General features: G+C 44.6%; 10 protein-coding genes. 2 read left to right on the top strand and 8 right to left on the bottom strand.

Annotation, left to right across the window (positions count from 1 at the left end; translation table 11 throughout):
• Positions 1-10: 10 nt before the first annotated feature.
• Together AC4MRV_RS01165 and AC4MRV_RS01160 are read right to left on the bottom strand one after the other, a co-directional pair.
• Entirely contained in the window at positions 11-283 is a 273-nt protein-coding gene (locus AC4MRV_RS01165) for a hypothetical protein (RefSeq protein WP_491185582.1), read from the bottom strand.
• A gap of 154 nt (positions 284-437) precedes the next feature.
• Positions 438-584, bottom strand: a complete 147-nt coding sequence (locus AC4MRV_RS01160) for a hypothetical protein (protein WP_491185581.1) — start codon at positions 582-584, stop codon at positions 438-440.
• Positions 585-830: 246 nt separating this feature from the next.
• On the opposite strand from AC4MRV_RS01160, the gene AC4MRV_RS01155 reads away from it, so the two are divergent.
• A complete protein-coding gene (locus AC4MRV_RS01155) occupies positions 831-1,307 on the top strand; it encodes a hypothetical protein (RefSeq protein ID WP_491185580.1) in 477 nt (158 codons plus the stop codon).
• 189 nt (positions 1,308-1,496) lie between these two features.
• Positions 1,497-2,297, top strand: a complete 801-nt coding sequence (locus AC4MRV_RS01150) for a Cof-type HAD-IIB family hydrolase (RefSeq protein WP_491185579.1) — start codon at positions 1,497-1,499, stop codon at positions 2,295-2,297.
• Here the strand turns inward: AC4MRV_RS01150 and gloA2 are convergent.
• The 6 genes from gloA2 to AC4MRV_RS01120 form a co-directional block, all read right to left on the bottom strand.
• On the bottom strand, positions 2,294-2,680 hold the full coding sequence (gloA2, locus tag AC4MRV_RS01145) for an SMU1112c/YaeR family gloxylase I-like metalloprotein (protein WP_491185578.1): 387 nt from the start codon (positions 2,678-2,680) through the stop codon (positions 2,294-2,296). The two genes, AC4MRV_RS01150 and gloA2, sit on opposite strands and share 4 nt — an antisense overlap.
• A gap of 9 nt (positions 2,681-2,689) precedes the next feature.
• The gene (locus AC4MRV_RS01140; protein WP_491185577.1) at positions 2,690-3,118 is read right to left on the bottom strand and encodes a VOC family protein; all 429 of its coding nucleotides are present in this window, start codon (positions 3,116-3,118) and stop codon (positions 2,690-2,692) included.
• A 142-nt stretch (positions 3,119-3,260) separates the two neighbouring features.
• Positions 3,261-3,899 carry a hypothetical protein gene (locus AC4MRV_RS01135; RefSeq protein ID WP_491185576.1) on the bottom strand — a complete coding sequence of 213 codons (639 nt, stop codon included), beginning with the start codon at positions 3,897-3,899 and terminating at the stop codon, positions 3,261-3,263.
• 372 nt (positions 3,900-4,271) lie between these two features.
• Entirely contained in the window at positions 4,272-6,452 is a 2,181-nt protein-coding gene (gene glgB, locus AC4MRV_RS01130; RefSeq protein WP_491185575.1) for a 1,4-alpha-glucan branching protein GlgB, read from the bottom strand.
• 267 nt (positions 6,453-6,719) lie between these two features.
• Entirely contained in the window at positions 6,720-8,900 is a 2,181-nt protein-coding gene (gene malQ, locus AC4MRV_RS01125; protein ID WP_491185574.1) for a 4-alpha-glucanotransferase, read from the bottom strand.
• A gap of 99 nt (positions 8,901-8,999) precedes the next feature.
• Positions 9,000-11,453: a glycogen/starch/alpha-glucan phosphorylase gene (locus AC4MRV_RS01120; protein ID WP_491185573.1), complete on the bottom strand. Its 2,454-nt coding sequence runs from the start codon at positions 11,451-11,453 to the stop codon at positions 9,000-9,002.
• Positions 11,454-11,902: the final 449 nt, after the last annotated feature.

The raw sequence follows: 11,902 nt of genomic DNA, 5'->3' as shown, positions 1-11,902 counted from the left end.
CATTGCGATATTATCTGCTTCGCTTGTGATCCTGCTGACACTCTTTCTTATCTTTGACGAAATTTGCCAATGCTTGAGCTTCAATCTTCTCCGAATCTTCATACACACGAAACGCATCACCATCTTTGTATCCCATCAAGTGCATGACCCCTTGTAGTACGCAAGTAAAGAAAGACATAACCGAGATAAGAAACATAAAAATGCCGCCCACATCCAGCTGCATCATCAACAACGAGAAGCCAAAAACAATCCCCGCCACTAGCGCTTTTCTTTTACTATTCATACCACCTCCTGACTATCAATTGTATCCATGGTACGAATAGTTCAACGCGCATATATTGAGCCAAAACCCAGATAGATCCAGAGTAAGTTACAGTTCACTTAATAAAAAAGCCTTTGTATTTCTACAAAGGCTTGCGCGGTTCAAACATCACACTTTATAGCTGATTGAGATAAAACGATTCCAGCTCTGCTCCCGGTTTAACGAACTCGATTGTAAAGCTATATATGCCCTTCGCCAGTCTTACCTTTAAGCGATCAACAAGCATCGACGCGCCATCAGTACCATGAATTGGGAAGCTCATAGCAAAGTCATCATTTATCGATAAGCTACTTTAAACGGGATAACCAAATTAAAAAAATCAAGGTGTTGCTTCCTAAACACCAACTTCTAAATCGCTAATTTCAGCAATTTAGCTTCGCGGGCCACTAAGTTATTCGGGGGAGAACTTAGCGGCTCGCTTTTTTATTTCTCCCGTTCTGAACTGTTGCGAACGGCATTCCATTAGATTAGATTGATAGAGACAATTTCGGTTTTAAAAGGATTTAATATGAAAGCGACCACAATTGCCTTAGCGCTATCTCTCGCATTAGCTAGCTCAGCCTCTTTTGCAACTAAACCTGAGTGGGCAGGAAAAGGTAAACCCAACTTAGAAGAGGTAAAAACCTTTGCCGAAGCTCAGCGTCTTAGCCAAGATTTAGAAGACTACGAATTACAACTCGATGAAGAGCTTAAAGATAAACGGGACAAACTGAAAAAAGCCAAAGGCAAAAACAAGCAAAAGATCGAAGATGAGATTGAAGAGCTCGAAGATAAAGCCAAAGAGATCAAAGATGCAAAAGAGAAGCTTAAAAAGCAAAAAAACAAGCTCGATAAAGATCTCGACGATGAAAAGTCGAAACCCAAAGGGATAGATAAACAAAAAGCGAAAAAAGCAGAACAAGAACGCAAAGAAGACGGCAAAGGGTCAGAAAAAGGCCAAGAGAAACGTGAAGAAAACAGTAAAAAGTGGTGGCAGTTCTGGTAACAACCACACTATGTGCTCATAAATAACGCAGTTCATATCTGTGTCACTGAGAATACCCAATGCCTTACGGTCACGATCGTAAGGCATTTTTGCTTTCGTTGAGCCAAATCACTTGAGCAATTGGCAAACTCAGGTAACGTACACGCTGAGACCCAATTAACGAAGTCCTCTGACTCACACCAAAACACTATGTCAAAACCAGATATTAAATTCGTTGCTGCCGATATGGATGGCACACTACTTGATGAAAATAGCCAACTTAACCCAGAATTTTTCGAGATGTATCGCCAGCTTGAAGAAAAGGGGATCATTTTTGCCGCAGCGTCAGGCAGACAATACTACAGCTTGCTAGAAACCTTTGCTCCGGTGAAAAACGACATGATGTTCGTTGCTGAAAATGGCACTCTGGTCATGCACAAGGGAAAAGAGCTCTATAGCTGCGAAATTGATAAACCTTCTATCAAAGATATTATTGAGCTTGCTCGGTCAATCGACGGTGCTCAAATCGTCTTATGTGGCAAGAAATCAGCCTATATCGAAACACAAGATCCTAAAGCTTTGGCGGAGTTTGCCAAATACTACCACCGATGCGAGTACGTAGAAGATCTTCTAAAAGTGGAAGATGATTTTATTAAGGTAGCAATCTGCCACTTTGGAGGCTCAGAGAGTTTAGTTTATCCATCATTTAGCCAAGCATTTGGCACAACACACCAAGTCGTGGTGAGTGCAAAAATTTGGCTTGATGTTATGAATGCTCAAGCGTCTAAAGGGGCCGCGATTGAGCACCTACAAAAAACGCTTGAATTTACTCATCAGCAGACGATGAGCTTTGGCGATTACCTAAACGACTTAGAGATGCTGAAAGCAAGTTTCCACTCATACGCGATGGAGAATGCCCACCCAGTGGTAAAAGAGACGGCTCGATTCTCCGCCCCAAGTAATGCAGAGGCTGGCGTGTTCAGCGTGATTAAACAGAAGTTGCTCAATTAAGCTTGATAGAGTTCTAAGGGTAAGCCGTCCGGATCTTGGAAAAAGGTAAACGGCTTATCCGTGAACTCATCAATACGAATCGGTTCAACACTCACCCCTTTTTCCACTAAATAACGCGCATAGTGCTCGACAGACTCGACCTGAAATGCCAAGTGTCTTAAACCCTGAGCTTCTGGTCTTGAAGGGCGCTTAGGTGGGTTGGGAAATGAAAACAGTTCTATTTGACTTCCATCAGGTAGAGCGAGATCCAGTTTGTATGAATCTCGCTCTGCACGATAGTTTTCAGCGATAACTTCTAATTCGAGTATTTCTGTATAAAAGCGCTTAGAAACCTCATAATCAGAGCAGATAATCGCTACATGATGAATCGATAGTAAAGACACACGCACAACCTAATCAATCACAAGCGAGCCGTCAGGATTGAACTCCCAACAATCTCCATAAGCCACTTCCCATAAATACCCATCAGGGTCTGAAAAGTAACCGCTATAACCACCCCAAAAAACATCTTGAGCTTGTTTTTCTAATGTCGCACCTGCATCTACTGCGAGCGCCAATATATCATCCACTTCCTGCTTACTTCGTGTGTTATGAGCAAGGGTCACCCCACTAAACCCCTGTCGTTTCGAATTCATATCGGGTGATACATCTTCAGCCAAAGCAGCGAGAGGATAGAGCGCAAGGCAGACACCACCCGTTTTGAAAAATATGATGCCGTCTTCAGGACTCTTTGAAGATTGAAAACCAAGCTTCGAATAAAACTGAAAAGATCGCTCTAAGCTCTCAACACCTAATGTGATAATGCTAACTCTCGGTTCCATTTGACACTCCTTGTTGAATTACGCCTACCATAGCTTCTGCGCTATCCTACTTCTGTTAACTTAATGGGGAGAAAAGAAAAAAGCTCCCACATTGGAAGCTTTACCCTGCTTTCTAGCTACTCACAGCGTTAGCGGAAATTCGCTATTCATCTTTGAACATATCGAAACTTAAGCCAAGTGTTGCGAAAATCAAATCCTCTCCCGCTCTCACTTCTGCAAAGTATTTATCGAAACGGACACCAACAAAACCAGCAAGCTTATCTTGCATCAAAGCAGGATCATTCAGGTCTGTAGCGGCTTCAAAACCTACATACAAAGGCAAGTCAAAATCTGATTGTAGGTTGTACTGATAACGGCCAATAGCCCACATCGCCCATTCACCATTCGTGATAGAGTTTTGATGCTCTGGATCGATGACGCGATCTTCAATTTGGTATTCTTCTTTAGCAAACGTGCCCTTCCAACGTGCGCTAAACCAGTGGCTCTCATTTAAGCGATAGCGTGCACCAGTTTCCCACGTATGGGAGTGACGCAGTTCTGAATCCCCCATAGAGAACTTGGTAAATAGATCCCAATCTTCAAAATCATGAATGTATTTAATACCTACGCCCCACTCGACGCTGTTCTTTTCGTGATAGAATCCTGGCAAATCGCTGTATGGTAAATCGTAGTAATACTTAGACTCACCGACATACGTACCTTCAAGTAGATCGACAGAGACTTGCAACTCAGAGGCGACAACAGGTGCAGCGCATAACCCCAGCAATAGTAGTTTTTTCATTGTTTGTACCTTAAATTAGACAAAACAATCCGTGTGAGTTATCGGTCTAAGTGCCGATTTCAAATGTGCTTCCTTAAGTTCTGCTCAATTATGAACAGTGTTTTTTAGGCATTCTAGAGTTCAATGCTAGAATTTCAACCCTATTCTGAACAGTGTTTTTATAAATTCTCAGTTATAAGATCAAAAATAAGTAAACACGGACTAATAACGGGAAATATAGAACAACAAGCGAGCAAACACTGTGAAGTAGTGCCTCGTTGTCGTGCAAGTTGGTGACAGAGATATCAATCGAACTGAAATATGTACAATTAACAGACAAAAAAACCCGACTCAAAGTCGGGCTTTTCATTACATTCCTATAGGACTGTTTGGTTAACTAAGCTTGTAGAACACCGTCGCTAGAGGTGGTAGACGCAGTGAAAGTGATTGAGGTAGCCCTTCACTTTCCACTTCTTCAGACTGCGCAACTGTTAGTACTTCAAAGTCACTGCCGTGGTAACTGGCTGAATCTGTGTTTAACAGCAACTGATACTGCCCTTTAGTCGGTACACCAACACGGAAAGATTCATGTGGAACCGGGGTAAAGTTACTGATAACAAGAATGCGCTCACCATCTTCACTGATACGCTCATGGGCTAGAATTGATGCGTCCGCCGCATCTTGAAGGCGCCATTCAAAACCAGCAGGTTCACAGTCAAGCTCATGCATCGCTTTCTCATCACGGTAGAGCTTGTTGAGATCTCGCGTTAATGCTTGAACCCCTTGATGACGCTCAAACTCGAGCAAGAACCATTGCAGTTGATCATCATGATTCCATTCAGCCGTTTGACCAATTTCAGCGCCCATGAAATTGAGCTTTTTGCCAGGCTGTGCATACATATAGCCTAGGTAAGCTCGCAGGTTAGCGGTCTGCTGCCATTCGTCGCCTGGCATCTTATTGTGGATAGAGCCTTTTCCATATACCACTTCATCGTGTGATAACGACAGAACGTAATTCTCACTATGCGCATACACCAAAGGGAAAGTGATGGTGTTGTGATGGTACTTACGATGAACAGGATCTTCTTGAATGTATGAAAGAGAATCATGCATCCATCCCATATTCCATTTAAAGCCAAATCCTAACCCACCCATAAAAGTTGGTGCCGACACACCAGGGAAAGCCGTCGACTCTTCGGCAATCGTCATCGCATTCGGGAAGTACTTGTACACTTCCTCATTCATCCATTTCAATGTCGCGATCGCATCATAGTTTTCATTGCCACCGTCCACATTGGGGATCCACTGATCATGACTGCGTGAATAATCCAAATACAACATTGAAGCCACTGCATCGACACGAATACCATCAATGTGGAATTGTTCGAACCAATACAATGCATTTGAAACAAGGAAGCGGCGTACATGCTCACGACCTAAATCATAGATGTATGAGTTCCAATCTTGGTGCCAGCCGCGACGTGGGTCTGGATCATGGAACAAAGGAGTCCCATCAAAATTTGCTAAACCATGGTCATCCGATGGGAAATGAGCAGGCACCCAATCGAGCACTACCCCTAAACCTGATTGGTGACATTGATCGACAAAGTATTTGAAATCGTCTGGCGAGCCATAACGACTGGTAGGGGCGAACAATCCGACAGGTTGATAGCCCCAAGAGCCGTAAAACGGATGCTCTGATACCGGCATTAACTCAACATGGCTATAGCCCATATCCACCAAGTAAGGGATCAACTCGTCTGCCAAATCGCGGTAGTTGAGAAAATCACCATTGCCATCGCGGCGCCAAGATCCAGCGTGCAACTCATAGAAAGAGAGCGCTTCTTTGCGCTTTTCGGTCACAGGACGCGTCTGCCACTTTTCATCTTGCCATTCATAACGGCTATGATCATAAGTCAGTGAAGCAAAAGATGGATATTGTTCTGAGTGGGCACCCCATGGATCAGCCTTGTGCGGTAAGCCTTCTCCATTTGGCCCCTTTAATTCAAATTTGTACTGTGTTCCTTCTGGTAAATTAGGAACAAATAAACCCCAGATACCATAATCTAAACGTTGCATCGGTGTACGACGGCCGTCCCACTGATTAAAATCGCCCACTAAGCTACATGCACTTGCATGCGGAGCGTAAACGAGGAAACGAGTACCAGAGATCGCCTTACCGTCGCGTTCAAGAGTGATGAACTGTGCCCCCATATGCTTGTACATCTCTTTCGGCGTGTGCAAGTCATCATATTCAGCGTAGATATTGTGGTACTGGTATGGGTCGTCTAAGACTTGCTCAGTCTCTCCCCATTTAACCGCGAGTTGGTAATGAGTGAAATGAAGATCGCGCTTCTCAGGTAAAACAAAGCCCGATGCATCTTCACGTTCTAACTCTATACGCTCCTCGCCATCAATCAGTAACGAGACGGTGTCTGCTCCAGGCATCCATACTCGAAGGGAGCCTTGGTCGGAGTCTAAAAATGGACCTAAAAAGGAAAATGGGTCAACAAACGTTGCATGAGAAAGCTGGTTATACGCTTGCGTTTTTTTATCCAGAATTGCCGTTTTCAAATGTATCTCTCCCTAACCGAACTTTCTTGTATCGACTTGGCGTAGCGAATGAGTAAATCCTGACAATATAAACCACCAATTAAACACATGGTGTTAGCAAGCAAAATGAACCTTCACATAGTCTAAGTTGATATTATTGTTCTAATTTATAAAAAAGCCCGCTATACATTGCGGGCTTAAAATAGCGTTCTGAAAGTGTACTGAATTACGCTTTTACATAGAGTGATTAAGTCGATACTTTTCTATGTAAACCGTGAAACTCAGTGACTATTTGCTTACCTTAGCACGGACTTCTGTAAGCTTGTGAGCAATTCGGTTAACCCCTTCTTGCGCAAAGACCTGATCAAGGTTCATTGATAGCTTACGACGCCAGTTTGGATACTCATCAACCGTACCTGGAATGTTAACAGGCTGATCCATTTCCAACCAATCTTCAAGCTGAACACTTAGTAGTGTCGAAGAGCCTGCAGCCACATGCAATTGCAACGCTTCCGCTAGGTAAGAGTCCATCGGCACATATTGAGCATCACGCCCTACGCCTTCCGGCAGATAACCATGCCAAGCCACCGAGTCCAAGATACCTTGTTTGCACTCAAGGCGATTTGCAAACAAACCTTCAAGTTGCTCTTCATCTGGATACAAGCCCAACTCCTGACCCATTTTTAGGTCATCGCAATGCCAGAAGCCGCGTAGAGTTGGCATATCATGTGTACACAGAGCAGACATAGATTGCTCCGCGTAATGGGCTGGCGAGATAAAGCCACCATCGTCTTCAGACGTTTCGAAGAAAAATACCTTGTAAGAGTGAACGCCTGCATCGCGTAGAATCTCTACAATCTCATCTGGGACCGTACCTAAGTCTTCACCAATCACTGAACACTGATGACGGTGTGACTCTAACGCAAGAATCGCCAACATATCTTCAACAGGGTAGTAGATGTAAGCGCCTTTAGTCGCGTTTTCACCTTTTGGAATCCACCAAAGACGAAGCAGTCCAAGAACGTGGTCAATACGCAGTGCACCACAATGTTTCATGTTGGCACGCAACAGTTGAATGTACGCATCATAACTCGTTGCTTTAAGCACTTGCGGGTTAAGCGGAGGTAAGCCCCAGTTTTGACCCAATGGACCTAAGATATCTGGCGGCGCACCGATACTTGCATCGAGAATAAGGTTACCGTTATCAGCCCAAGTTTCTGCGCCAGAATCGGCAACACCTACAGCAAGGTCACGGTATAAACCCACTGACATGCCCTTCTCTTCCGCCAAGGCTTGCGCTTCTTTGATTTGAGAATCTGCAACCCATTGTAAGTACATGTATAGATGCACTTGATCTTGGTTCTGCGAAATAAACTTCTGAACCTCAGCGTTATCAAACTTACGCAATTCTTCAGGGAAGACAGGCCAGCCCCAGACATTGCTGTCTTCTGCGTGCAATTTCGCATGCAACGCGTCAAATGCTGCTTGGTGAACTAAGCTGTCACCGCCTTGTTCAACAAAAGCGAGGAATGCTTGCGCTCGTTCACTGTTTTTGTCTAAGTGACGCTTTTTGAACTCATCAAATAGAAGCGGTAGAACGCTCATCTTAAGCTCAGACACTTCGGTGTAATTCACCCAGTGAGAGTCGCGAGCTTTTTGTAGGCGTTGCTGGAATTCTGCACTACCGACCTTTTGCTGCGCTTCAATACTCAAAGAGAACTCAGGAACAGAACTAACATCTATGTACAACACATTTAGCCAGCGACGTGAAGATGGGCTATATGGACTTGCTCCTTCAGGGTTTGCTGGAAACAGCGAATGAATTGGGTTTAGACCAACAAAGTCACCACCGCGAGAAGCAATATCAGCCACCAGCTGTTTCAGGTCGCCAAAATCACCCATACCCCAGTTGTGCTGAGTGCGCAGTGTGTAAAGCTGGACACTTGGGCCCCACATTTTCTTGCCACGCTCGATTTCCGCTTGTTTGAAGCACGCTTTCGGCGTAACAATGAGCGTCATCTCATATGGAGACTTACGACGCTTACGGATAATCGTCAATTTGTGGTAACCCCAAGGCAAATCGCTTGGTAGTGCAAACACTAAAGGGCCACCCTCTTTACGCTCATCGCGTACAATCTGAGACTGAAGATAGCCTTCAAGTACCTCTCCTTGCTCAGTCGTCAGCTGCCAGCTGAATTCGCTTTCGCGAGCACTCGCGCCAAGGTTTAACGCCACTTCCACGGGCTCACCATCACGAATAACGAGTACCGGCTCAAGCACATCTTTTTTATGCTTTTTCTCTGCCGATTGCAGAAGAGTTTCATCATTGGTTACGTCGTAGCCTAAAGACGCAAGTAAGTGACGAATCGTTTCGTCCTCAACTTTTGCTTCATCTCCCCACGCGCTTACGTAGCTGTCGGCAATTCTTGCCATTTCAGCGACTTGTTTTAATGCGTTTTGTTCTTTCATCGCTCTCTCCGAAGGACTGCATATACCTTCAAAATGTAGGGTAATTAATGGTTTAAAAGAGTAGAGCCAAGACCCTTAGGTCTTGGCTTTATTATCAAATTAGCGTTTTACTGACTCTAATTTCCAAATGTTGTTCACATAATCTCGAATCGAGCGATCTGATGTGAACTTGCCAACCAAAGCAGTATTGAGAATGGCTTTCTTAGCCCATCCAGCTTGGTCTTTGTACTGTTTGCCCATATCTTCATGCGCTTGAACATACGATGCAAAATCAGCCAAACATAGGTAAGGGTCACCACCATCAAGTAGGCTGTCGAATGTTGCACGAAGCAGACCCGGTTGACCCGGTGTGAACTCTTCACCGACCAGCAAATCCAGTGACGCTTTCAGTAGAGGATCCGCGTGGTAGTAGTCGTAAGGGTTGTAACCTTGTGCTTTAACTGCTTGTACTCCGTCAACATCTAGGCCAAAGATGTAGATGTTTTCGTCACCCACTTCTTCGCGAATCTCAACGTTCGCACCATCCATCGTACCGATAGTAAGTGCACCGTTTAACGCCATCTTCATGTTACCTGTGCCTGACGCTTCTTTACCCGCTAGCGAGATTTGTTGAGAAACGTCAGCCGCTGGAATGATGATTTCTGCCATGCTTACACGGTAATCAGGGATGAATACCACTTTTAGCTTGTTGCCGATACGTGGGTCATTGTTGATCTTCTCAGCAACCTTGTTCACAGCAAAGATGATCTCTTTCGCTAGGTGGTAACCTGGTGCGGCTTTCGCTGCAAAGAAACAAACGCGCGGCGTGCACTCGAAACCAGGTTCATTAATGATGCGATGGTATAGAGACAGAATGTGTAGCAAATCTAGGTGCTGACGCTTGTACTCATGTAGACGTTTGATTTGTACGTCAAAGATAGCGTTAGTGTCTAGCTCGATACCCATGTTCTCTTGAACCCAATCAGCAAGACGTTGTTTGTTTTGCTTCTTAACCGCCATGAATTCTTTCTGGAACTTAGCGTCTGTTGCGTATTGCGCAATACCTTCTAGCTGTTCTAGTTTCGCAGGCCACTCGGTGCCAATCTTGTCAGAAATAAGGTTTGATAGGCCTGGGTTACAGAACTTCAGCCAACGGCGAGGCGTAATACCATTTGTTACGTTGGTCAGTTTACCTGGGAAGATCTCGTTAAATTCAGGGAATAGATCTTTCTTAACTAGCTCGGAGTGAAGCGCCGCTACACCATTCACTTTGTAAGAGCCAATCACACATAGGTTTGCCATGCGTACCATGCGGTTGAAACCTTCTTGGATGATAGAAAGCTTCGCTTGCTTCTCACCGTCACCAGGCCACATCTGACGAACTTCTTGTAGGAAGCGGTGGTTGATTTCAAAAATGATTTCCATATGACGCGGTAGTAGGCGCTGGATTAGCGACTCAGGCCATGTCTCTAGTGCTTCTGGAAGTAGCGTGTGGTTCGTGTAAGCAAAGGTATTTGCACTGATTTCCCATGCTTTATCCCAAGATAGGCCTTTTTCGTCGATCAGAATGCGCATCAATTCAGGAATCGCAATCGTTGGGTGGGTATCGTTAAGCTGAATCGTTTCTTGCTTAGGCAGATCCGCCAGCGCGAAACCAGCCGCTTCATGGCGACGCAAAATATCACGAACCGATGCCGCAGAGTGGAAGTACTGCTGCATTAGGCGAAGAGTTTTGCCTTTCTCGTGGTTGTCATTCGGGTAAAGAACTTTTGTAATGTTACCCGCATCAATCAGTGAGTGCTGAGCTTCAAAGTAATCACCATTGTTGAAGCTTGCTAGTGAGAATGGCGCAATTGCCTGACATTCCCAAAGGCGCAGCGGGTAAACCGTGTCTGATTCATAGCCCACGATTGGCAAGTCCCAAGGCATTGCTTTCACTGACATGCCAGGAACCCATTTACGGACTTCTTTACCATTAACGTGTTCAACTTCAACGTGACCGTAGAAGCCAATCTCTTGTGCTAGTTCTGGACGAGCAACTTCCCATGGGTAGCCTTCAACACCACGCCACGCGTCTGGCGCTTCTTTTTGGCGGCCTTGTTCAAATGATTGCTTGAATAGACCATATTCGTAATGCAGACCGTAACCCACCGTTGGGAATTCTTGGGCAGCACATGAATCCATAAAACACGCAGCTAGACGACCCAAACCACCGTTACCAAGTGATGGATCGCGCTCTTCTTCTAACAGGTCTGTTAGGTTGTGGCCAAGCTCTTCCATCGCTTCAGTGATCTGTTCATACAGACCCATGCTGATTAAGTTGTTACCTGTAAGGCGACCGATTAGGAATTCAAGTGATAAGTAGTTAACGCTTTTTGCTTTCTGGATTTTAGGATCTTGTTCAGTCTTTAAAAGATCCAGCGTTGTTAATTCAGCAAGCGCACGGCCCATTGCTAAATACCAGTCACGCGGAGTCGCAGTTGCTTCTGTCTTTGCGTAAGTCGTCGAAAGGTGTTGCTTTACGCTTTCTTGGAAACAAGCTTTATCAAATTTTTTCTGTTGCGTAGGTTTCATTAGAGAAATCTCACTTATTGGTTCTAATCCATCTGAGACATATCGTGCATGGGCACGGCTAGCAAAACATCCTCCTCCTAAACGGCGTATTGGGAGGAGGACTCAGGGCGTAGAGGGCGGACTACACAACACTGAGTGATCTGCTTCTCACTTCATTGTTATGTGGAGCAGGCACAGGTGATTGAGATCACACCATCAACGAAATAACCCTACATCTTGTTTATGAAACTTAGTTGCATAGAAAAACCACCAATTGATGTTTATGTATACTCGATCACATTAAGTTTTCATCTGTTACTCATTTTTCATCGTTTTTGGTGTAAGTCGGGTAATAAGTCGCATTAAAACCACCCATAAATAGTGATTAAAATCACAAAACAAGGGCGTAGGCGGCAGCAAAATGTGAAATAGCCAAAAATCTCGCGGTTGATCAATAACTGTAGTGATTG

The sequence above is a fragment of the Vibrio sp. genome (assembly GCF_984391705.1).
Note: the sequence above shows the minus strand (reverse complement) of the source record. Positions and strands in the feature narration are given on the sequence as shown.

Excerpts from the sequence above, each read along its gene's own strand:
- AC4MRV_RS01155 (WP_491185580.1), top strand. The coding sequence starts at position 831 with ATGAAAGCGACCACAATTGCCTTAGCGCTATCTCTCGCATTAGCTAGC.
- AC4MRV_RS01140 (WP_491185577.1), bottom strand. The coding sequence starts at position 3,118 with ATGGAACCGAGAGTTAGCATTATCACATTAGGTGTTGAGAGCTTAGAG.
- AC4MRV_RS01160 (WP_491185581.1), bottom strand. The coding sequence starts at position 584 with ATGAGCTTCCCAATTCATGGTACTGATGGCGCGTCGATGCTTGTTGAT.
- AC4MRV_RS01165 (WP_491185582.1), bottom strand. The coding sequence starts at position 283 with ATGAATAGTAAAAGAAAAGCGCTAGTGGCGGGGATTGTTTTTGGCTTC.
- AC4MRV_RS01150 (WP_491185579.1), top strand. The coding sequence starts at position 1,497 with ATGTCAAAACCAGATATTAAATTCGTTGCTGCCGATATGGATGGCACA.
- AC4MRV_RS01135 (WP_491185576.1), bottom strand. The coding sequence starts at position 3,899 with ATGAAAAAACTACTATTGCTGGGGTTATGCGCTGCACCTGTTGTCGCC.
- malQ (WP_491185574.1), bottom strand. The coding sequence starts at position 8,900 with ATGAAAGAACAAAACGCATTAAAACAAGTCGCTGAAATGGCAAGAATT.
- AC4MRV_RS01120 (WP_491185573.1), bottom strand. The coding sequence starts at position 11,453 with ATGAAACCTACGCAACAGAAAAAATTTGATAAAGCTTGTTTCCAAGAA.